This is a genomic window from Armatimonadota bacterium (assembly GCA_036504095.1).
Taxonomy (GTDB): Bacteria; Armatimonadota; DTGP01; order JAKQQT01; family JAKQQT01; genus DASXUL01.
In genome coordinates this window covers 139010-160983 of sequence record DASXVS010000045.1, presented here as the reverse complement: position 1 = coordinate 160983, position 21974 = coordinate 139010, and the positions used below count along the sequence as shown (strand labels likewise).

At 61.8% G+C, this 21974-nt stretch carries 16 protein-coding genes and 2 tRNA genes; 5 read left to right on the top strand and 13 right to left on the bottom strand.

The window, feature by feature from the left end; all coding sequences use genetic code 11:
• Window positions 1-6 precede the first annotated feature (6 nt).
• Window positions 7-2718, bottom strand: coding sequence for a choice-of-anchor Q domain-containing protein (locus VGM51_10550; protein ID HEY3413477.1), 2712 nt, complete (start codon window positions 2716-2718; stop codon window positions 7-9).
• A 251-nt stretch (window positions 2719-2969) separates the two neighbouring features.
• Between VGM51_10550 and VGM51_10545 the strand changes: the two genes are divergently transcribed.
• Window positions 2970-3045: transfer RNA gene (locus tag VGM51_10545), tRNA-Gln, on the top strand.
• Between the two features lie 298 nt (window positions 3046-3343).
• Window positions 3344-4711, top strand: a complete 1368-nt coding sequence (locus VGM51_10540) for a UDP-glucose/GDP-mannose dehydrogenase family protein (protein HEY3413476.1) — start codon at window positions 3344-3346, stop codon at window positions 4709-4711.
• Window positions 4712-4765: 54 nt separating this feature from the next.
• Here VGM51_10540 and VGM51_10535 read toward each other — a convergent pair whose 3' ends face one another.
• A complete protein-coding gene (locus tag VGM51_10535; protein ID HEY3413475.1) occupies window positions 4766-6403 on the bottom strand; it encodes a tail fiber domain-containing protein in 1638 nt (545 codons plus the stop codon).
• Window positions 6404-6706: 303 nt separating this feature from the next.
• Between VGM51_10535 and VGM51_10530 the strand changes: the two genes are divergently transcribed.
• Window positions 6707-7441: an SGNH/GDSL hydrolase family protein gene (locus VGM51_10530; GenBank protein HEY3413474.1), complete on the top strand. Its 735-nt coding sequence runs from the start codon at window positions 6707-6709 to the stop codon at window positions 7439-7441.
• A gap of 249 nt (window positions 7442-7690) precedes the next feature.
• On the opposite strand, the gene VGM51_10525 is transcribed toward VGM51_10530, so the two are convergent.
• The 10 genes from VGM51_10525 to VGM51_10480 form a co-directional block, all read right to left on the bottom strand.
• Complete coding sequence (locus VGM51_10525; protein ID HEY3413473.1) at window positions 7691-8440, bottom strand: prepilin-type N-terminal cleavage/methylation domain-containing protein; 750 nt, start codon at window positions 8438-8440, stop codon at window positions 7691-7693.
• A gap of 215 nt (window positions 8441-8655) precedes the next feature.
• Window positions 8656-10068: an ADP-ribosylglycohydrolase family protein gene (locus tag VGM51_10520; GenBank protein HEY3413472.1), complete on the bottom strand. Its 1413-nt coding sequence runs from the start codon at window positions 10066-10068 to the stop codon at window positions 8656-8658.
• Window positions 10069-10215: 147 nt separating this feature from the next.
• Window positions 10216-11046: a prepilin-type N-terminal cleavage/methylation domain-containing protein gene (locus tag VGM51_10515; GenBank protein ID HEY3413471.1), complete on the bottom strand. Its 831-nt coding sequence runs from the start codon at window positions 11044-11046 to the stop codon at window positions 10216-10218.
• Window positions 11047-11142: 96 nt separating this feature from the next.
• Window positions 11143-14526, bottom strand: coding sequence for a carboxypeptidase regulatory-like domain-containing protein (locus VGM51_10510; GenBank protein ID HEY3413470.1), 3384 nt, complete (start codon window positions 14524-14526; stop codon window positions 11143-11145).
• Window positions 14527-15040: 514 nt separating this feature from the next.
• On the bottom strand, window positions 15041-15406 hold the full coding sequence (locus tag VGM51_10505; GenBank protein ID HEY3413469.1) for a VOC family protein: 366 nt from the start codon (window positions 15404-15406) through the stop codon (window positions 15041-15043).
• 93 nt (window positions 15407-15499) lie between these two features.
• Window positions 15500-16279 (bottom strand): ABC transporter permease, encoded by a 780-nt coding sequence (locus VGM51_10500; GenBank protein ID HEY3413468.1) that lies wholly within the window; start codon window positions 16277-16279, stop codon window positions 15500-15502.
• Window positions 16280-16281: 2 nt separating this feature from the next.
• Complete coding sequence (locus VGM51_10495) at window positions 16282-17259, bottom strand: ABC transporter ATP-binding protein (GenBank protein HEY3413467.1); 978 nt, start codon at window positions 17257-17259, stop codon at window positions 16282-16284.
• Window positions 17256-18233, bottom strand: a complete 978-nt coding sequence (locus VGM51_10490) for an ABC transporter permease subunit (protein HEY3413466.1) — start codon at window positions 18231-18233, stop codon at window positions 17256-17258. Before VGM51_10490 ends, VGM51_10495 begins: the two co-directional genes overlap by 4 nt.
• Complete coding sequence (locus VGM51_10485; protein HEY3413465.1) at window positions 18230-19144, bottom strand: ABC transporter ATP-binding protein; 915 nt, start codon at window positions 19142-19144, stop codon at window positions 18230-18232. Before VGM51_10485 ends, VGM51_10490 begins: the two co-directional genes overlap by 4 nt.
• A 107-nt stretch (window positions 19145-19251) precedes the next feature.
• Window positions 19252-20769 (bottom strand): FGGY-family carbohydrate kinase, encoded by a 1518-nt coding sequence (locus VGM51_10480; GenBank protein HEY3413464.1) that lies wholly within the window; start codon window positions 20767-20769, stop codon window positions 19252-19254.
• Window positions 20770-20900: 131 nt separating this feature from the next.
• On the opposite strand from VGM51_10480, the gene VGM51_10475 reads away from it, so the two are divergent.
• A complete protein-coding gene (locus VGM51_10475; protein HEY3413463.1) occupies window positions 20901-21410 on the top strand; it encodes a hypothetical protein in 510 nt (169 codons plus the stop codon).
• Window positions 21407-21748, top strand: a complete 342-nt coding sequence (locus VGM51_10470; GenBank protein HEY3413462.1) for a hypothetical protein — start codon at window positions 21407-21409, stop codon at window positions 21746-21748. The genes VGM51_10475 and VGM51_10470 overlap by 4 nt, the downstream gene beginning before the upstream one ends.
• Window positions 21749-21814: 66 nt before the next feature.
• Here the strand turns inward: VGM51_10470 and VGM51_10465 are convergent.
• Window positions 21815-21891 (bottom strand) — tRNA-Glu (locus VGM51_10465).
• Window positions 21892-21974 lie beyond the last annotated feature (83 nt).

The following is a 21974-nucleotide window of genomic DNA, read 5'->3' as shown; positions in this document are numbered from 1 at the left end:
CAGCCTTCAGAGACCCGCGGCCATGCGGAGCAGGCGAACTGCATCGCCGAGATCGATGACCCCGTTCGACGTCCCGGTGCTTTCCACATCAAGCGCCATCTTATCAAACGGCGTTGCCGTCTGCAGCCCCGCGGCGATCTTCAACGCGGTGAGCGCCGCTGCCGCTCCCGTCTGCGCGACAGCCACATATTCATAGGCGCCCATATCGACGTGGCTGCCCTGTATCCTGGGCCGTCCATCGAGGTCCCAGTCGCCGGTGGCCGCGCTGTCCGTACCGACGTCGATGGCGGGCGAGGCGGGAAGCAGCCGATAGTCTCCGCCGGTGGCGTTTACGTACAAGGGATTCACCTGGATATCGGACGCGCCCGGAGCGATGTAGGTATAGTTCGTAATGTTGCCGAAAACGCAGTTTGTGGACAGCGTGACGGTCGATGGGGCCGGAGCGTTTATCAGGATACCGGTGGCGCTTCCAGTGATGATGTTGTTGGCCACGTTGAGCGTATGCGCTGCCGCAGTCGAGATCATCTCCACCGCCTCGTGATCGTTGCTGGCGAATGTATTATTGTAAAGGTTCACGCTTGCTTCATGCGCCCATAGCCCCCCCGCATAAGACGTGGATTTATTCACGGCGATGAGGTTGTTTGCGAGGGTGATCGTTCCGTTTTTTAAAGACAGTCCTCCGACCGAGTTCGAACTCACGTTTCCCCTTATGACGTTATTGAGTATCTGGGCATCAGTTGAGCAATGGATGCCTGCCGAAAACTCGTCAGACGTGTTCTCGACAACAGCATTGTCCCGTACCACGACCGGCAGATCGTAGCAATAGATGCCCCCTCCTGTACTGTCCGCGTGATTGCCTCGGATGGTATTGCCCGTTATCGTCGCCGTCGCGTGTTCGGTGGCAATGCCGCCTCCGAATCCCGGATAGGTGTTACGAGTCTCGGAGTGGTTAATCTCGATGACGTTGTTGCGGACATAAGCATCGGAGTAGGTGATGTAGATTCCCCCTCCCACGCGCGCATAGTTTCCCTGGATGACATTGCAGGAGATATACGGCCTATCGGTGTTCGAGGACGATGAGGTGTATCCCACGTAGAGTCCGCCACCATAGCTGTCAACAGTGGTCAGATAGTTGCCCTCGATCGTGTTCCCAGAGATGATGGGCGCGGAACCGTTGATATCTAGCCCGCCTCCCTCCTGGTAGGACAACCCGGACGAGTATCCCCTGCCGTCGTGGATGGTGAACCCGTCCACTATCGTGCGGTTGTCTTTTCTGGGAAGATCCGCAATCTGCACCAGGCATCGGTCGATGATAGACTTGTTGACAGCGGGATTACGCTGGTTCCGCATCGTTTCGTCGCCGGCGAAGCCGCCGTAAAGCATGACGTTGCCCTTGAGGATATTGACGTCATTGCCATATGTGCCGGCGGCCACCCAAACCTCCCTGTCCAACAGGATGGCGCTGTCCACGGCTGCCTGTATCGTGCGCTTTGGATGCGCCCAATCGGCGCCGTCATTGGCATCGTCGCCGTCAGGCCGCACGCGGACCGCCAGCGGTTTCGGCGCAGTGGGTTGCTGCCACTCCGCCGCTCCGATGTCCGCGGAGACGCCCGATATCCGCGGCTTCAGGTAGTAGTCATTCCACCCGGTCTGGACGAGCGAGTCGTCCCCCTTGTCAATGCAGGGGGACCCGGGACACGGCGTATAGTCTCCCACGAGCGGATCGGCGAGGGCAGGGTCAGCGCTGATGTTACCGTTTTGACCCGTGGGATTCGCGATACCCGAATAATCGAATAACGCGTTCATCACCACGTCGTTATGATGAATGGAAACGCTGCCGCCCGGCGCTATCGCCACGCCGGTCTCATTGCGGGAGACGATGTTGTTGACGACCTGGACGGGATTCCCGGCGTCCACGAATACAGCTCCGGCGGCGCCGGTGTTACGTATGAAGGTATTGTTCAAAAGCGTGCCGCCGTTCACAAACACCGCACCGCCATTGTGCGACGCGCTATTTGCCTCGAACGTGTTGCAGGCCAGCATCATCAGGGGAGTCACGCTGCCCGCCACCGCCCCGCCGTTCCTGTACGCCACATTCCGGAGGAAGGTGCAGATGTAGATAGGGGGCGAGCCGTTATTGGAGAAGATGCCAGCACCGTCCACCGCCCGGTTGTTGGTGAAATGGCACAGGGAGATGTCCGCTGCGGCGTTATCGAGGTAGATGCCGCCGCCGTACGTGGCGCGGCAGCCGGTGATGTGATTGTATTGGAGGGTAGGCTTCGCGTTTGCGCAGTAGATGCCGCCGCCGAACATATCGGGCGACGCCGCATCCCTGCGCGTCCCGCTGCCATTCTGGAGGGTGAAACCGTTCAGCACTGTGCTGGGCCCGGAACCGGGTTGAACCGTGACCACGGAGCCTCCACCGTCACCGTCGATAATCGACCAGAACGGAAGCCGGATCGCGTTGAAGAAATAACCTCCGACAAGGTGGACACCGGACTTCAGGGTGATCCGCTCGTGGTACCCGCCCACCCAGACGGAGATGGTATCCCCGCTGGAAGCGAGCTGCATCGCCTTGGAAATGGTGGGCAGCGCGTTGTCCCAGTCTGCGCCCGTCTGGGTTCCGGTGCCGCCCGTTGTGACGTACCAGTCTGCCGCCGAGGATGGCAATGATGCAAGCGCAAGGGATACCAGGGGCAGCAAAAGCCTGTTTCTCATCCGCATACCTCCTCTCATGAACGCGCCAGTGGCCCAGACGCGGCGGTCGGTGATATGTCATCGGCGCCGAATGATGCCCGGGCGCCGTGGAAATCGGTATCCAATGCGTAATATGCCATGGCCTTCGCCGAAGTGACCACCCTCTTTACGCGCCGCGCGGAAGCGGATATGAGGCGGAGATGAATTCGCTTTCGGTGCCGTGAGCGGTGAATTGACACTTCGGGCCCGGCATGTTAGAATAATGTCAGTATTGCCGACTAGCTCAGCTGGTAGAGCGGCTGCCTCTGGAGCAGTAGGTCCTAGGTTCGAATCCTAGGTCGGCAGCCAGAAAAGAACAAGCACCAAGTGCGTGGGCAGGCCGTACGGCCTGCCCTTTCTGGATTATGGCGTTCACTCCGCCCGGCCCGTTCCCGTGATTCGCGCGGTCGCAAGCGTGAGATTTACGCCAATTCCCGGTCGACCGCAGGCCACCCTTTCCCTTGCGAATCGTGGCGACCGGTTGGTGATCTGATTCGACGGGTTACGCCGGGGAGACGAGGGTCCCCCCGGAAAGCCCGCCAATGCAGGCCCGAACTCCCAGGATATGAAGACTATGGCTGAAGCAGAAGACCGCAGCGGCAGACCGATGTCCGTCGCGATTGTAGGCACCGGATATGTGGGGCTGGTTACAGGGGCCGCAATGGCTCAAATCGGCCATCATGTCATCTGCGTTGATAACGATGCATCGAAGATTGCGGCATTGAAAGCCGGTGCCGTACCCATCTACGAGCCGGGATTGAGCGATATCATCGCGTCTCTCTCGGAATCGGGGCGTCTCACCTTCACGACCGACCTCGCCGCAGCGGTCAGCCGGGCGCAGGTGATCTTCATCTGCGTCGGGACGCCGATGTCCGCGAACGGCTCGGCGGACATGTGCCAGGTCGAGACCGTTGCGCTCGCGATCGGCGCCGCACTCGACGGATCCTATCGCGTCATCGTCAACAAATCCACCGTGCCGGTGGGGTCTGGCGACTGGGTGGCAATGGTGCTCCAGGATGGCTTCACACAGAACCATTCGGCGGGCGATTTCGTGGCGGATTTCGACGTGGTGAGCAACCCCGAGTTCCTGCGGGAAGGGTCGGCCATCGCGGACAGCTTCTATCCGGACCGCATCGTGATCGGCACACGCTCCGAACGGGCTATCCGGGTGATGGAAAGTCTGTACGCGCCGCTCATCGAGGGTCGCGTGGCCGTTCCAGGCCTCATGCCGCCGCCGCACCTCCGTCTGCCGGTTCCGTTCCTCGTCACCGATCTCGCATCGGCGGAGATGATTAAGTACGCGGCAAATTCGTTCCTGGCCCTGAAGGTGTCTTTCATCAACGAAATGGCCACTATCTGCGAACACGTCGGCGCGGACATCACACAGGTGGCCCGTGGCATCGGATACGATCGCCGCATTGGACACCGCTTCCTCGAAGCCGGGCTCGGTTGGGGTGGCTCCTGCTTCAAGAAGGACATCTCCGCGCTCTGGCACATCGCCGCGCAATACGGGCACACCCCGGCGATCATCCGCGCCGCGCTGGATGTGAACATGGAGCTTCGCGAAGAGTGCTTCCAGAAGATACAGCACGAGTTGAAGATGGTCAAGGGGAAAACGATCGGACTGATGGGCCTGGCGTTCAAACCGAATACAGACGACCTTCGCGACGCCCCCGCCCTGACCCTCGCCCACCGGCTCCTCGAGGCCGGAGCGCGCGTAAAGGCGTATGATCCCGTCGCCATGGAAAGGGCCACCGTCGAAATCCCCGAGATCCGGATGTGTTCGGACATCTACGACCTGGCGCAGGATTGCGACGCTCTGGTGCTCGTCACCGACTGGCCTCAGTTCCGCACCGCCGATCCGGCCCGGCTGCGCGAAGCCGTCCGCACGCCGGTTCTGGTCGATGCGCGCAACATGTTCAACCCATCCGAAATGGAGGCCGCCGGCTTCCGATACGTCAGCTTCGGCCGGTAAAGCCCGGGCCCCGGCCATTTCGGCCAGGGCCTTCCTGCGCGTGGCGACACCTGGTCAGCGGCCCGACCGCGTTCGTTTGAGCAGAGCGCGCTCCAGTCGCGTCATGCGGTTCTCCAGTTCCCTTATCCGCGCGTCTTTGTTCCCGATCTGCTTCTGCTGTTCCTTGATGGCCTCCACCAGCACCGGCACCAGGTTCTGGTACGAGAGCGACTTGTAGCCCTCTGCATCGGTTCGCACGACCTCGGGCAAGCTTCTTTCAACCTCCTGGGCGATGAGCCCCACCTGCCGCCCCGTGGGCGGGTGATGGCCCGGGAAGGTCTCGGGACTCCAGTTGTACGTGACTCCGTTCCACGATTCCACCTTCTCCAGCGCGGCGGTAAGCGGGCGGATGTCCTTCTTCAGGCGCGAATCGGACGGGACTGTGACATTCAGGGCTTTCACATTCCCGGCCACATCCAGCATCTCCGTCGGATTCACGTTGCCGATGCCGACGCGTCCTGATGCCGCGATAGTTATGCGCGGGGACCCCAGCGTGCTGATGGACATCACCGAAAGAGGATTCATCGTGATCTGTCCGACGACATTGCTGCCTCCCAGAAACCGGATCTCTCCGAGAAAGTCCGCGTAGATTGTGCCCCAGGTGGGATTCAAGGTCTGCAGTTCCAGGACCGAACCTCCCAACCCGTTGCTCTGGACCCGCAGGGATGATCGCCCACTGTCGCCCTGATACCGGACGTCCAGTGTCCGTTCCGGAGCCTGTGTGCTGATCCCCACCTTGCCATCGTGGGTGAATCGCACGTTTTCCGTGAAGGCGGCGCTCGAGCCGTAGCCGAAGGCGATATCCGACGTGGGGGTGTCGGAGTGGATTTGCAGCAGGCTGGCTTGAACGCCGAACCCTACGCTGTTCACTCCGTCGGCCGCCGTATAGAGGGCTACTTTATCGCCCAGCGCGCTCCCGAACGTCAGCGGGAACCCCGGCTGAGAGGTCCCGATACCTAAGCGCCCCGATGCTGTCAGCCGTGCCTGCTCGGTTCCGCCCACGCGAAAGGCCAGCGCGTCCGGTTTGTAGTAAGCAATCTGGCCGGGGTACTCCAGGCCGCCAGCGTTGAACCTGGTGAAGTTTATAGCCCCGAGCGTACCCGCGGAGGCGGTGTCGTTACGAAGCTCGATCACCGAACCATTCGCGTTCGCGTTGCTCGTGAGCCTCGCCACGGCCTGCGGCGCGTGGGCGTCGAGTTTGAAAGCCGGCGCGTTGGTTCCCAGGCCAAGGTTCCCGGTGAGTGACACATTGCCGGTGCCGGTATCGGGATAGACACCGGGCAGGGTGAGCGCCAGCGGCACGGCGGCCAGCATCGTGCGCGGCGCCATTTCCGCGTCGGACCCCACCTGCACGCTGATGTACCGGCTGCCGCTGAATGTGTCGTGAATGGGGGTCACGGCGCCCAGCATCGTGGAGACGACGCCCTGGCCGGCCGTCAGCGCCTGAGTTTCAGTCCACACCGGCGTTCCCCCGGACTGGACTGAATACATGCGGAACGTCACGGACACTGGGCCGTTCACCGGTTGTCCGCCGGCGGTCTTCAGAACGGCCTGAAAGGGAACTGAAGTGTAGGGATCTGCGGCTCCCACGGCATGCGCGCCGAGACACCCGGTCCAAATCAAAAAGAGAGCGTACCTGATCATGCGGCACATACGAACCTCCTTGTTGCAGAGCCAAGGCGGGTCGCGAGGAGGTCGTCCCGGCGCGTCCCAGTTCGGAACGGCGCTCGCGGCATCTGACCGTTATGTTACCCCGGCCTATCGCAGACTGGCAAGTGAGGCCGCCGTCCGCCCCCCTGTCCAGGGACCGAGCCTGCATCCGACACGGTGCGCCTGACTCATTGCCGCCGCGCGGGCAGTCTATCCCGCCCATCAGGGTTGTATACTGGTTCTATCAGAGCGGGCAGACCTCAGAGCTTCGAGGCGTCGTTTCCGCAAAACCCTAAGGAGTACATCATGTTCAACAAAGGCCTTTCGCGAGCGGTCCCGGCCGCCGCTCTTTCGTTCGCTGTTTGTTCGGCTATAGCGCAGGCTCCCGCGATGGCGCAGCAAGATTGGCCCAATCTCGCCCGCTATTCCGCAGACAACGCCAAATTGGCCGCGCCCAAGCCCCACGAGAATCGCGTCGTCTTTATGGGCGACTCGATAACGGATGGCTGGGCGCTTGCCACCTTCTTCCCGGGCAAGCCATACGTGAACCGCGGGATATCCGGCCAGACAACCCCGCAGATGCTGATCCGCTTCCGCCCCGACGTGGTAGCTCTGAAGCCGCGGGTGGTGGTCATCCTGGCCGGCATCAACGATATCGCCGGCAACACAGGCCCCACAACCCCGGAGGCCATCGAGGACAATCTGATGTCGATGGTTGACATCGCCCAGGCCAACGGGATCGCGGTGGTGCTGGCTTCGATTACGCCGGCATATGATTTTCCCTGGCGGAAGGGACTGGAACCGGTGGGCAAGATCCGCGCGCTGAACACGTGGCTCAAGACATACGCGGCGCGTCACGGCGCGGTGTACCTGGACTACTACACTTCCCTGGTCGATGACAAGGGCGGGTTCAAGGCCGAATGGTCGGGCGACGGGGTTCACCCGAACGCCGAGGGTTATGCGGTAATGGCGCCGCTCGCCGAGAAGGCGATCGCCCAGGCGATCGCGCCTCCGCGCAGCCCCCACGCATCGGTCCGATAGCTCCGCCACTTCGGTTCGCATCAAACGGACAAAGACCACCGAAACGCTGGATTTCGGTGGTCTTTGTCCTTAGGGGCTGTTGGTGGCCCGTTGCGCGGAGCAACGGGTGCACCCCAGAATGGTCAGCCCGGCGAAATCCCATCGCGCCGCCTAGCAGATGGGATCTCGCCGGACATCTTGTCGCGGCGGAACTTATTGTCCGCGCGCGAATCCTGGTTCGCCGCGCCGGCCCGCCGGTTGCCGGCCGTGCTACCCGGGGAAATTGTCGAACATATTGCCAGGGGCGCCGTTGTCGGTGGCCTTGGTGGGAATCTTGTCTGCCGAAAGCGCCTGCGCGTGCGTGTCGAAGAACATCGCGTTCAGACGGCCCTGGTGTCGCGGGAACGGCCGCACCCATTGAAGACCCTTGCCACTCCAACCCCAGGTATCCCACGGCAGGTAGAAATAATAGATGTCGGCTTTGTACGTCGGCGCGATCTTCTTGTCTTCCTTCCAGTCGATCGGCGCCTTGTCGGCTGTTGACCCGTCAATCACCGCGCAGTCACAGGACCAGACGGTGCCGGAAGGGTCCTTGACGAAACTGGTGGGGCGGCCTGCGTAGAACACCCCTGCAAACACGCCGGCGCCGCTGCTGATATACCAATTGAGGCCATAGGTTGTGGGATATTGCGGGTAGCTTGGATCGTTCAGCTTGTCCCGGCGAAGCAGGTCGCTGGGACAGGTGAAGATTTCAAGGCTCTTCGTGTATGGCTGGAGAAGCTTCGTGAAGCGCGTGGCCGTTGTGCCGAGAGCGTACGGAACGAGAAAATCGTCGTAGTCGCCTTCATACATCTTCGAGGCGATCCCCATCTGCTTCAGGTTGGAAATGCAATTGATGGCCTTCGCCCGTTCGCGGGCCTTAGCGAAGACCGGGAACAGGATGGCGGCAAGAATCGCGATGATGGCGATCACCACCAGCAACTCGATCAGTGTAAAGGCTCGTCTGCGAGCGTCATTCATATTTGTCACTTTCATCCGACCATTGGCGTGGAGCCCTGACTCGTGTCCCCGTCTGTTCCGGGACTCGTCCCTGCCATGATGATATAGTGTACTATAACAATTGTCAACCCCTCAGGTGAAATTCTGTGTCACGGTAGACGAATTCAGGGAGGGCATCGCCCTTGTCTTCGCAACCACGTTGAGGCCCGCAACCGAAAGAACGGCCGGTGGCACGTTCAGATATCCCATCGGAACGCAGCCTCCCGGCCTGCACTTGCCAGTCCGAGCGACAAGCGCTGAATGCGTTCGGCGGTGGCCCGAATACTGTTGCGGCCTTCGCCAGGGATGGCGGTCTCAAACGTATCGGCCAATGGATCGGACCATTTCGCGGGGATCCCCGTTCCGCCCAGCCACGCGCCGATGATGGAGCCGGCGGTGCCGCCGGTGCAGTCGGTATCCTGCCCCTGCATGACCGTTATCGCCATGGTTTGTTCAAAATCGCCGGCACCGCTCAGCAGCGCATTTACGATGATGCACGCGTTATTGATGGTTCCGCCCGGCTGGTATTTGTTGTATGCGGGCGCGATACGTGAATAGACGGTCTGCCAGTCGTGCGATTCATCCCACCACGTGAGGGTGTTTCGCACCGCCTCCGCGAGACGGCAGCTATCGGGAATCTCGGAGAGGCCGATCTCGATCGCCTTCCGTGGTGTCTCCGCGACGAACGCCGCCGCGATCGCCGCCGCGAACAGCATTTCGCCGTAGATGCCGTTCTTGACGTGCGTAAGCGCTCCGTCCCGCCACGCCCACTCCGCGGCGAGTTCGGGCTTGCCGGGAAGAACATAGCCGAAAACATCCGCGCGTATCTGCGCGCCGATGAGTTCGCTTGACTCATACAGGTGGTGTGTGATCCGCCAGAGCGCTTCGGGCTCGATGGAGCGCCACCGATCGCCCTGGTCGGTGTAACGCGCGAGATTCAGATACGCGGTCCGCTCGGGGCCCCACGCCCAGTTTACCGGGAAGGATTCCAGCCAGTTGTAGCCGGCATGCATAGTGGTGAAGCCGGCGCCGTATTTCTCAAGAAGCCGAAGATTGATCATCACGTAATTCAGATCATCGTCCGGCTCCGCCCCAGGGAGCATGCGGAGGCCTTCGCGCGTGCTGCGGAAGGAAGCATAGCCGTTTTCCTGGCGAACCCCGCCCTGTGTCCAGAACCGGCGGAAGTAGTCGGCCAACGGATAGTCTCCGGTCGATTCCAGGCGCTGGCGGATGGAGTCTATATCAAGACCCTCGACCGGACGCCCCAATATGACCCCGATGACTCTGCCCAGAAGCGCGCCGTGCACGCGGTCGCGCATTTGGACGCTGCTGTGGTTGACCGGAAGCCGGCGAGGACCGTGCGGGCGCAGGGAACGGATGGCGGCCAGATCGTTCGGTTCCGTGTAGGGATATTCCGGTGCAATCACCGTCTTCAGGAGCGCCTCATAGACCGTCCAAAGCGCATCGACGTTTCCGGACGCAGCGGAAAGGGAGGCGTCAATTCCGTCCAGTTCGTACCCCTGCTGGCTGCGGTTGAGAAACTCGGTTCGGATAAGTCCCTCGACCCAACCCGCGTCAAAGAGCGCAAAATCACCTGTCTGTTGGTTCATGCCGGGTACCCCTGGGTCTTGGCGGCTCGTGGATTCGTCCGCGATCGACGCGTTGTTCTGAAAAGACGTTCAGCCGCGCGAGGCTCCGAGGCATTGGCTGGCGCATGGGTTTCCGCCGGACGTCCCGCGTCGGACCGGGAAACGGCCCTATGGCAGGGTCGTCGGGTTATCCCAAATGCACTCCTGCTGGCCGAACCTGTATTGCGGGTAATGATCGGGGTCGAATTTCGCCCCCGGAACCGCGGCGGCGTGGCCGTCGAAGAACACGCAGTTAACGCGGCCAAAATGCCGTGGGAAGGGCCGCACAATGGCCGGCCTGGGCCGGAGCCAGGGCGATTCCGTATACCAACCGTAATCACCCCGTTTCCCGGACTCAGCGTCCACTGGAAGGTAGAAGAAATAGATGGACAGCGTCCTGGCGATGACGAGGTCTTCCTTCCACTGGCTCACCTCCATTGAGGAGGTGTTATCGTGCTTGATCGCAGCGGTATCCGCGCACCACACGGTGTTTGCAGGTTCCTTCACCCGGGTTTCCTTACGGGAGTACGCCTTGTTTCCGAACCATGCCGAGCCCGTGGCCGAGCATATATACCAGTTACATCCGTAAGTTGTCGTATAGGGCCAATAGATGTTGGGGTCCGTCAGTTTGTCCCTTTGGAGGTGGTCCGACGGACAGGTGAAGATCGTAACGTTCTTCGAGTATTTTTCGAGCAGCTTGGTAAAGGTGGTCGTATAACCGCCGTGCGCCGCATCCTCGCTGATTCCGTACGGCACTAGTGCGCCGTCGTAGTCATCGATGTACATCCGCTCCGCGGTGCCCATCTGCTTCAGATTCGAAAGGCAGCTGGCGGAGTTGGCGCGCTCTCTGGCCTTGGCGAAAACCGGAAACAATATGGCGGCGAGGATGGCGATGATGGCGATGACCACCAGGAGCTCAATCAGTGTGAATCCCCACATCCGTGGCTTGCGATTTGCCATTCCATTATCCAATACCGTGCGATCGGGTTGGCGGGAGTGAGAGTTGGTCCGGGGACCGCTGGCTGCGGTCCCCGGGCCAACTACAAGCAGGTCGCTCTAGAACGAAGTGTCCAGACCGTTGATCTTGCGGATGATCTTTACGGTGTCGGACAGGTCGGCCTTGCCGTCACCATTGATGTCGGCCTGGGCGAAGCGGCCGTCGATCCATTCGAGACCGGCGGCGATGCGCAGGGAGATAGCGGCGTCGGTGAGGTTAACGACGCGGTCGCCGTTCAGGTCACCCTTGGGCAACGCGGCTGACGTGGTTACGAAGTGGGCGATCGAGCTGACGTCCTGGCCGGGAGGAATAACCCCAATGGAGGAGCTTTCGCCAACCGGGTCCGGCTGATGGCGCTGCCGCGCGAGGTTGATGGCCCACTCGTCGCCGACGGCTGGAGTGCCTACGGTCATCCCGTAGGTTGTGGACAGGCTGGCGAACGGGATCTTGACTTCCTGGTACCACTTCAAGCCGGCGGTATCGATGTAGCTTGCGACTTCGTAGCCGCTGATGGGCGAATTGTCGCCCCAGAGGGACGCGGCGACACGGCGCCAGATGATGTTGTCGTTGAACACCGGCGTAGCCGTATTGTTCATGATCTGCCACCACTCGTGGCCCTGGCCCGCGTCGCAGCCGTTGGTCGGGTCGATGCGGAGTTCAGCCATATCGTGGCCGTTCCAGTATGGCGGTGCGCCCCACAGGGAGACGGAGGGGTCGGCAAAGATGCCGGCAGGATTCGGTTCGTCGCAGATGAACGCAAAGTAGACGTTGGTGGAGTCCCACAGCGCATAGATAGTCGTGTTCACAGTGGGGACGCGGGAAGCGCTGGTTGCTACCTTGGTGCGGATCACCTGAGAGCCGGCCCATTCAGAGGGGTTGACATGGCCGTCGATCGTAATGGTGGCGGCAGTCTTGGCGATTTCGATGAAAGCCGACGGCTGGATGAGCGTTATGTCGTTGCCGGCGGAAGTGCCGGATAGCCCGAAGTTCACATCGAGCCGGGCGGAAAGGAACCCCTTCTTATGAGCCACGAGGTGGCTTACGTACTGGCTGGATACGTCAACGGTGTCGGATCCGAGACTGAAGGCGCCGTTCGCGTCAGCGGTGGTCGTGAACTCGGCTACCTGAGCGTCTGCCGCGCCGCACGTGATCAGGCGGACGTCCGCGCCCGGGCACGGCGTTCCATTGGGGTATCTGACTGTGCCTTTGATAATGAGCGCTGCGGCGGCAGGCACAACGTGTACGGTGGGCATCATGTACCCGCCATAGTTGCCAATCGCGAGCGTGTAGTCCGGCTGGCCGGGGGCCTTTATGGTGAGTGTCTGGTCGCCGGTCGGCACGTCTTTAATGACGAACAGATCGGACGAGGTGGTGGCGATGGACTTTCCGCCGCATGTGACCGTGATGCCCGAGGGCACGTGGCCGTTGGTGTCGAGGATTCGGCCCATGACCCAGCCCGTCGCCCCGAAGCGCTTGACTTGAAGAGTGGCGTCGTCGGCGTAGGCGGTAGACGATCCGAGCGTTGTAAGTCCGTCGTTCGGCCAGAGAATGGAGAAGCGCGTGCCCTGGGTGAACTCCCACTCGACGACGTTATTGGTGTTGTAGAGCCAGGTCCACGGCGTGTCTCCGCCGCCGACCGTCAGTCCGTCGGTGTCCCACTGGCTGAGGCCGGGTCCCTGGACCCAGTCCTGAGGATACCACCACGGGATGTATCCGAAGGCGGAGACCCACGGGGCCTGCATAAGTGCGAGCGGCCAGGTGGTATTGGTATCGGTGAATTTGCCCCACACGCCTTCCACCATCGCCACGCCCGGCTGGGTTGGCGGATAGAACGGGAGGTCGAGGTGGTACATTCCGGCGCCGCGTTCCGTTGCGCCGGTCTTGATGAAGATAGAGCGGGTTCCATCGGCTTTGATCGCCGTCGACGTGCCGTGCGTTCCATCGCCGCCCCACGTGCCGTAGGTCCAGCCAATGGGCTCGCCGGTGGTGCTGTCAACCTGTTCGAAGGATGGATTCCACAGCAGGTTGTTGGCCGCCTGGGCTACTTCGGAGAATGCGCTTTCAACGCCGCCGGTGACCCCGGTGACCTTGTAGAACACGGAGGCAAGGTTGCCGGGAGTATTGTCAATGTACTTGACGGGATCGACCGGAGAGACCGGAGTTGAGGTAATTTTGGTCCACGGGCCCGTCTCCGCAGTGGCGCGATAGACGTTGTAGCCGTCGGGGGTTCCGGCGGCCGCCCATTTTACTTCAACCTTGCCGGCCTTGATGGTGGCGATGGTTCCGCGCGGGCGAGGAGAGGCGACGGGGGTGGTAAAGGCGTCCTGAGTGGTTGCGCCGCCAATCTGTACGGCAACGCTTCTCTTGACCTCATAGACGGTGGGTGTGTTGGTTGCGAAGACCAGGGTGTAGCCGCCGGCCGGAAGTGTGAGGGTGTAATTTCCGTTCGCGTCTGTGGTTGCGTCTCCCGCGCCGGTGTCGCCGTCATAGGCGGCAACGGACGCGCCTGCCAGCGGTGCGCCGGCGGAGGTCGTGAGCTTACCGGACACAGTGCCTGTGCCGGCAGCCGTGTTCAGGGTGTAGATCATGACGTCGTAGTTATTGACGCCGTTATTGGGGTCGTTAATCGAGGCTACCAGTTTGTTGCCGGCGGCATACGGGCTGGCTTCATCGAAGTTTCCTCCGGTCACCTGGTGAAGGCCGGAGCCGTCGTTGTTGACGGTGAAGACGTGGCTCTTGCCGTCATTCCCGGTAGCGGCGAAGTAGATCTTGCCGCCCGCAACGGGTTGACTGACGCTGGTGATGAATCGGCCGAGGTTCGTGACCTGCGTGAGGTTATCGGCTACGCCGTCACCGTTGGAGTCCGCGAAGTCACATCGGAAGATCTCCTGCTGGTAATCGCTGATCTTCTTCAGGACGAGAATCTTGCCGTCCGGTGTGCCATACGGCATAGCCGCTTCGCCATCGGCCCAGGTTGTCAACTGAACCGGCACGTTTGTGGCGCTCTCCGGTTCCGGCTTCATCATCATCAACTGGTACGTGCCGTTGGGGCCGTTAAGGCGCTTCGACACGAAGGCGATCATGGTGCCGTCACTCTTCCAGGTGGGCCAGCCGTCGTAATTGTTGGAGGTGAGGCGGGTTGACACGAACGGATTGATCGTCGCGAGGTACAGGCTGGTCGGTTCAACGGTATAGTCACCGGTCTTCTGGAGGACGATTTTGGAGCCGTTCGCGTTGAGCGAGCCCCAGTTATCCATGCCGCCGAAGTAAGTCTGCATCTCCAGCACGTATTTGCCGGAGCCGTCGGGATTCATGACAATGGTGTTGTCATAGGTATATGAGGCGTCCCATTGACCTTTTTGCGCGGCGTAGGAGACCTTTGACGCGTCCTGGCTCAGGCGCGGACAGATGTCTCCCGAGATGCTGCCTGGTGTGAGGTCCACGGGTGCACCTGTGACGCTTTGCGCGTGGGCCGGGGGCCCAAAAGCATAGAGCGCACAGGCGAGCGCGGGAACAAGCAATTGGCATTTCAATGCGGTTGTCCTTTCGCTGCGTGTATTGTACTGGCACTCCGTCGCCGTGCACGGAGTCTTCGCATATGGCGTCCCGCTGCGGTTGTTTTGTCGGCACCGCAACGGTACGCAACCCTTGCCGGCCAACGAGGGTGAACCAACCGGAGGGTGTTCACCTCGGCAAGAGGTCGATGAAGGCGTAGCATTTTGTGACTATCCGAGCAAGGCCGCAGGAAGGGTGAAGCGGGCGGCCATTTGTGCGGCTGGTCGCGCCAACGGAGCTGGTTCACGGCCAATCACGACCCACAGTATTTTATAGTGTTCTATAACAACTGTCAACTTGAATTTCCGGAAGATTTGCCTAAATGTCCGACGGCCGTCCGGCCCGGGGCGTCTCAATCGCGTCTGGGGACCCCGGCGCCGGCGCCGAAGTAACAAGGGGTGGTCAGCCGGCCTTTTCGTCGCTTTGCAGCATACCGAAGCGATTACCCTCGGTATCCGTGCAATACGCCAGCCAGCCCACGGTGGGAATCGGCGTTTTCGGCATCACGATGGAGCCGCCACAGGCGATGACGGCCTGGACGCTCGCATCCAGATCCGCGACATCCACGGTATTGACGACAAAATCGTTGTGAGGCGAGCGCCGCCCCATTCCCCCGTCAATGCCCGGTTCGCCTTCCGCGCCGGTGCCTATCAGCCAGTAATCCTCGTCGCCCCACTTGTCGAAAGTCCAGCCGAAGAGCCTGGTGTAAAACGCGATAGCCCGCTCGGGATCGTCCGCCGGCAGCTCAAAATGCACTACACGCGGCATAAAACTCGCTCCTTTCCTCAGCGTTCCGGATTGAACGCCGTGTAAGCGAGTTATAGGTCTCGTTCCGAGTATTTGTCGACACGACCAGCGTGTCTAAATGGCATCATCCCGCGGAACGTATTCCTTCGTCGAAAAGACGACCATCGCGCCGGCCATGGCGACGACGATGACGGTGAGCAAGACCTCCCACGAGAGAGCGGCGGTGATTTTGGTCGGCACCAGCCCGGACAATATCGCGAAGATGTCCGTGGCTTCCCCGCCGTCCTGGGTGGCATGTGGGGCCAGGACACGGAGATACGCCATCAGTGAAGCCATCCGGAAGTTGCCTGGCAGACTGGGCACCCACCACTCCCAGCCAAACGCAAACAGCAGGCCCCACAGGAGCGGACGGGCGATCAGCGTGGCCAGGCAGAGGAAGACCGCGCCGTACGCCAGCGCGCCGATCGGCAGGATGAGAAGGTCTCGACCTACGGGAGAGCCGTGCAGATGAGCTAGACCGTATGTGGTCAGCGCGAGCGCCAGCGTGGATACCCAGGAGGTAGCCACGATCATCAGGAGCGCCGCGGCGAATCGTGAGAGCAGGATGCTGATCCGGCGCACGGGGCGTGTCAGCAGGTAAACGATCGTCTTCTGCTCCAGTTCCTGCGATATCACCCCCGTTGCGAGCATCACGGTCAGAATGACGAGCGTGAAGCTGAAGACGAAGCCGGATTCCAGCGAGTTGTATGCCAGTTCGCGGGGGAAGTGCGTCGGACCGGCAGACCATCGCCAGGCGAGGGCGATGGCGGCGGGTGCAAGGGCCAGCAGGGTGGCGATGAGTGCGCGCCCGGGTCGCGACACTTCCTTAAGCGCGGGCTTGATAAGGTACAACATGGTCATGGTTTCTTCGTCACGGGCGGGCCGAACACTGTGCGTGGCGCCGAGGGGGTCTGGCTGTCTCCAACCAGGTAGCGGAATACGGCTTCGAGGTTATTATCCGGCGATTCGAAACTGGTGATGTTGTAGCCGCCGTCCAGGACGAGCGACGGGAGCGCGTCGTAGAACCGCTCGGGCGCCAGCGTTTCAACCTCCAGGCCGTCGCCGTACGCGCCTCCAATCCGGATGCTCAGGGTGTCCGGGAACGCAAGCAGTTCACGGGCCAATTCGCGCGGTTTGTCCGTTCCGATGGCCACCCGATGCGGATGGGCGTCGATCAGCGACCTTATCTGGTAGATATCACCCTGGGCCAACAGGCGCCCGTGGTTCATCAGCACGATATTGCGCGTCATCTGCTCGACTTCATACAGGATGTGGCTGGAGACGACGATACACTTCCCCTGTTCCGCCTTGGCGGTGAACAGGTTGGTCATCTCGCGGCGGCCGCCCGGGTCGAGTCCGTTCAAAGGTTCGTCGAGGATAATCACAGCAGGATCGTGAACGATAGCCTGCGCGACCTTTATGCGCTGTCGCATGCCTTTGGAATAGCCGCCGATCTTGCGCCCGGCGCTCTCAGACATCCCGACCAAATCGATGGATTCCGAGACCGCATCGCTGAGAGTGCTTCCGCGAAGCCCGGACATTGCCCCCAGCATCGTGACAAACTCGACTCCGGTCAGGTCGTCATAAAGACTGTCGATCTCCGGACAGTACCCCAGGTGGCGCGCTACGGCCGGGTTGGCGAACGGCATCTGGCCAAGGACCGAAACGACGCCCGTCGTCGCGCGCAACTGTCCGGTGATGAGTTTCAACACGGTTGATTTTCCCGCGCCGTTCGGGCCCAGCAGGGCTGTGATGCCAGGCGTGATGACACACGACACATCGTTGACGCCGATGACCTGTCCATACCAGCGGGAGGCGTGATTGAGTTCGATCATCCTCGTACCACCTCCACGGCGCGGATCCTCCACCTCGCGGCGGCGATCGCGAGCAGGCATGCCCCGAGAGCGATGCCGCCGAGCGCCAGCACGTTGGGTGGAGGGATAATCGGGTCACCCATCATCGCGCGACGGCGAAACATCGGAGACACCTGGACCGCGATTCCATACACCCGCTGGGCCAGGCCCGAGATCACGCCATCGACGCTGCCGTGCTGCAACAGAAGGCCCTTCGCAGGATTGTGGTCGTAGTGGACCATCCAGAGGATGCCCACCAGGATCTTGCTGGCGAATGTGAATGCCGCGTATAGCGCACCCGCGATCCGGCTGCTCGTGCACCACGCGGAAAACCCCACCAGAAGGCTCGCATGGATCGCCCCCGGGATCAGGCATGCGAGGACGACGTGCGGGAAAAGCAACGGTTCATTCTTGAAGAAACCGAGGTTCGCGCAAGCGGCGCCGAGGAACGCGTACATCAGCACGGCCGGCGCCAATGCTACGAACGATACCATCAGGAAAATGCTCATCCACTTCCCGAGCAGGTAGTCGGCCTTTGTGATCGGTTTGGACAGGTACACCTGGAGCGCGTTGGCCCCATTGTCGGAGGCGATCGAACCGGCGCCGACCATCAACGCAATCGCGAACAGCCACAACCACTCAAATCCGGTGAAGGCCTGGAAAAAGACCATCGCGTATCGCTGCCCGTTCGCATCAGAACCCATCATCGGCGGCCCCCCTCCCCCCTGCGGAGCGAAGACGGTGGTCACGTAGAAGATGAGACCGTGAAACACATATGGCAGGAAGGCGCCGGCGGCCAAAGCCCAGAACCACCGATTCTTGAAGGCGGCGCGGATTCCGGCCAGGGCGACGATCCACCAGCGCGCCGGGTGCGCGCGAAGAGGGCCGTCGTACCCCCGGTAACTGAGGTCTGCAATGGGTGATGCGACGACGGGGGGGGCTTCGTTCGGATTCACTGCACTGCCTCCATGAATATCTCCTCCAGCGAGCGCATAGCCGGCTGGAACGACCGGAGCTGGCTGCCGGAATCCCGTGCGCATTGGAAGAGCGTGCGGCCCCAGTCGGCCTCGCCGTCCGGGACCGCCAGGCGGTACCGGCTGCCGGCCTGGCCGATCACCTGCGCCCCGGCCCGCACAACGGCCGCGGCGAACTGCTCCGATGGAATGCGCAGATCGACAACAAACTGCCGCCCGCCCAGGTTTCTCAACTCGCCCATTCCCCCGTGCTCAACAACCTTGCCCTGGCGCATGACGATAACGCTGTCGCAGGTCCTTTCGACGTCCGGCAACAAATGGGATGACAGCACGACGTGTATCCCCTTTCCGTGAGATATGTCGCGTATCAGACCGAGCATATCGTCGCGGCCGGCGGGGTCAAGGCCGTTCGTCGGTTCGTCCAGAAACAGGAGAGTGGGACCGTGAACCAGGGCTTGCGCCAATTTGATGCGCTGCTTCATGCCCGTGGAATAGGTCTCCACATTGCGGTAGCGCGCTTCCCCCAGCCCGCAGTACTCCAGCGTCTCATGGGCGCGCCGCATCGCGTGGTTCGACGGCATTCCGCAGAGTTCGCCCGCGTAGGCGGCGAACGTGACGGCGTTCATGCCGGGGATATGGCAGTCCTGTTCCGGCATCAAGCCCACGCACTGGCGGATCCGGAGACCCTGGGTGGCGATATTGAGACCCAGAACCTCGCCGTTACCGTGGGACGGTCGCAGGAAGCCGAGAAGGGTTTTCAGCAGGGTCGTCTTTCCGGCGCCGTTCGGGCCAAGGAGACCGGTGCAACCCTCGGGTATTTCAACGTTAATATTGCTGACAGCGGCTTTCGAGCCGTAGCAGACCGTCATATCTGTGATTGTGGCAACAGGCATAGCATCCTCATGAGGGGCGGTTACAACACGTATACGCAAACGCGGCGCGCCGAGGTTTCACTGATTGAGACGACGCCGGCCGGCGCCGTGGTTCGGAGACGTAACCCCTACTGCCGCGCCATGTCGCCCAACGCGATTGCCGTTGCGCGAAGCGCGTCGTGAAGGGGCTGATACCCCTGTTCGTACACCCGTCTGTACGCGTCATGACGCGCGGGGTCCGGCGAATAGTGGTCGGCCGATATTCCGTTACCCACAGCCCTCACGGCTGCATCGACATCGGGGTAGATACCGGCGCCGATGCCGGCCGCGATGGCCGCTCCAAGCGCGGCTGCCTCCGGGATGTCCGGCGCGTCGTAATCGCAACCCGAAACGTCCGCCTTGATGCGCATCCAGGAGTGGTTGAGCGTCCCGCCACCCACGGCCCGGATGACGTCTGTGTTGACCCCGGTAGCCTCCACGGCCGCGCGCCGGACCGCTTCGAGTTCGTAGGCCGTACCTTCGAGCACCGCCTTGACGATGTGCGCGCGCGTGTGTTCGTCGTCGAGGCCGATGAAGGCGGCGCGCATCCTGGGCTCGGGCCACGGCGCGGCGCACCCGGCAAGGTACGGATAGTAGAGGATCCCGGTGGGTTCCGGCCCGGCTTCTCCAACGAGCCGTTCGATATCCGCGTAAGAAAGAGGCGGGTCCGCAAGGCGCGTTCGAATCCATTCAACGGAAGCGCCGGACGACGGCGGCCCACCCATCCAGAACAGGCGTCCAGGGGAGATGTGCCTGCCGAAACTGAGGCTGGAATCGAATTGTGCGCGCGTGAGGGGCTTCGCATCCACGACACCGACCAGCGTTTCCGCCGTTCCCATCGAGTTGAGCACCCGGCCGGGTTGTACGACTCCGACGGCAAGGGCTGCGAGAACGTGATCGTGCCCGGAGACGGCAACCGGAACGCCGGCGCGGAGCCCAGCCTGTTCCGCACCCGGGCCACGGGTATCGCCAAGCGTTGTCCCCGACGCCGCGACATGGGGGAACATGGACGGATCGAGGCCCAGGTGGCAAATCCAGTCCGCATCCCACTCCAGCGTGTCCATCCGGTACGCGAATGTTCGCCCGGCCAGGGTGTAATCCGTGCCCTGGACCCCCGTCAGGCGCCACGCGATATAGTCGGAAACGGAGAGCCAGACGGCGTCCTGCACGAGGCGCGGGTCGCGCTGCTTCAGCCAGAGTATCTTCGCCAGTCCGACTTTCCGGTTGGCGCGGAGGCCGGATTTCTGGAAGCGCGAGAAAGGATCGTCCTCTTTGGCGAGGAGCGTGGCCTGCGCCGCCGAGGTGGCGTCAAACCACGGGACGAAGGGATATCTGGGAGCACCGGACCGTCTGTCCAGCAGCACGCCGGTTTCGGCCTGGCTTGCGATGCCCACGACGGCGATATTCCCGCCCGGAACCTTCTCCGCGGCTTCGTGGACGGCACCGGATACGGCGCTCCAGAGTTCCTCCGGATCGTACGTTTCGGGACCATCGGGATCCCAGCGAGTGGGGGTTTCGCGACGGGCCACGTGGACGCACGTCCCGTCCTCCCGGAACAATCCCGCCTTGCTGTGAGTAGTGCCAACGTCAACGCCAATCAGATACATGATCCCCTCGCTTGTCCCCTCAGTTGTCTTTCGCAGTTTAGCGCAATCGGCGATTTCGTGGCGCGAGTTCCACGTCCCGCAGTAGAATGACTATGGGGGGACGTGATTCTTCTGGCGTTCTGGAGGCGGCCATGTGCATCGACAAAGAGGCAGAGGTATTCGCGGACATACCGGAGTTCGCTTCCCTTTCGGAGGCGGCTCGCGAACAACTGCACAGCATGTCGCGGGAGATGCTGCGACGCGGACTGCCGCCGGAGGTCTTCGCATCCGGGCTTCGAAGCACCGCGAACCTGCTCCTGGAGCAGGAAGCGGAAGCGCAAAGCCGTATGGAAGCCACTCACGTGCAGGCGTTTCTCGAGGCGAATGGCGGGAGGCAGATCGCGCGAACCGGCCGGGCGGTTCCGCACCGTGAAAGCAAGGGCATCGCGCGCGCCAGACTGCACGATCGCCTGAATAACCTTCTTGCCCAGGCGCGCACGGCGAGGCGGAGGCACGAGGTGCTCAACGTTCGCCGCCATCTGCTGGGAGTGAACCAGGCGTACGTACGACGGATACTGGGGGCGGAAGCTGACGCCGTCTGCGCGGAGATCAATGAGTGGCTTGCGGATGCGGCGGCCAGGCTGAACAACGGTGGACTATGACCCCTGAGTGGACACCCGATAACGATAGCGACGGGATTCGAAACAACCCGGTGGACGCCGGCTTCCTGATAGAAGTCATGGAGGCGCTGCGCGATACTAATTTCGCGCATGGCTGGGTTGTGCCGGGCATGTACGACGACTTCCTCGCATGGTGCGAGCACAGCGAGGCCGCGGATGAGATCATATCGGAGCACTATGACGAGTTCCCCGTCCTCGTGCTCGATGAAGAAGAGAACCTCCGGGTTATCGGCGTACGCTCGCAGGTAGCCGCCGCGCTGATGAAGGATCTGCTTGAGGCGTTTGAGCAACAGCGCGTTCGCAGCCTGCTGAACGAGTAGCCCGGCCGACACAAAGAAGCGCCCCCGAATCCCTGTTGGATTCGGGGGCGCTTTCGGTTATCTGAGTGGTAGCCCGTACGGGATTCGAACCCGTGGTTTCCGCCTTGAGAGGGCGGCGTCCTGGGCCGCTAGACGAACGGGCCGCGGCACCTGAACAAGTATATCATCGGGCAGCCGGCGAGTCAAACTTCGTGCCCGATACACCGCCTGGCAGCCTTCCTGACAC

Coding starts and splice junctions, on each gene's coding strand:
- VGM51_10535 (HEY3413475.1), bottom strand. CDS start 6,403: ATGTGCCGCATGATCAGGTACGCTCTCTTTTTGATTTGGACCGGGTGT.
- VGM51_10470 (HEY3413462.1), top strand. CDS start 21,407: ATGACCCCTGAGTGGACACCCGATAACGATAGCGACGGGATTCGAAAC.
- VGM51_10515 (HEY3413471.1), bottom strand. CDS start 11,046: ATGGCAAATCGCAAGCCACGGATGTGGGGATTCACACTGATTGAGCTC.
- VGM51_10485 (HEY3413465.1), bottom strand. CDS start 19,144: ATGCCTGTTGCCACAATCACAGATATGACGGTCTGCTACGGCTCGAAA.
- VGM51_10500 (HEY3413468.1), bottom strand. CDS start 16,279: ATGTTGTACCTTATCAAGCCCGCGCTTAAGGAAGTGTCGCGACCCGGG.
- VGM51_10495 (HEY3413467.1), bottom strand. CDS start 17,259: ATGATCGAACTCAATCACGCCTCCCGCTGGTATGGACAGGTCATCGGC.
- VGM51_10530 (HEY3413474.1), top strand. CDS start 6,707: ATGTTCAACAAAGGCCTTTCGCGAGCGGTCCCGGCCGCCGCTCTTTCG.
- VGM51_10520 (HEY3413472.1), bottom strand. CDS start 10,068: ATGAACCAACAGACAGGTGATTTTGCGCTCTTTGACGCGGGTTGGGTC.
- VGM51_10505 (HEY3413469.1), bottom strand. CDS start 15,406: ATGCCGCGTGTAGTGCATTTTGAGCTGCCGGCGGACGATCCCGAGCGG.
- VGM51_10480 (HEY3413464.1), bottom strand. CDS start 20,769: ATGTATCTGATTGGCGTTGACGTTGGCACTACTCACAGCAAGGCGGGA.
- VGM51_10540 (HEY3413476.1), top strand. CDS start 3,344: ATGTCCGTCGCGATTGTAGGCACCGGATATGTGGGGCTGGTTACAGGG.
- VGM51_10525 (HEY3413473.1), bottom strand. CDS start 8,440: ATGAATGACGCTCGCAGACGAGCCTTTACACTGATCGAGTTGCTGGTG.
- VGM51_10550 (HEY3413477.1), bottom strand. CDS start 2,718: ATGAGAAACAGGCTTTTGCTGCCCCTGGTATCCCTTGCGCTTGCATCA.
- VGM51_10475 (HEY3413463.1), top strand. CDS start 20,901: ATGTGCATCGACAAAGAGGCAGAGGTATTCGCGGACATACCGGAGTTC.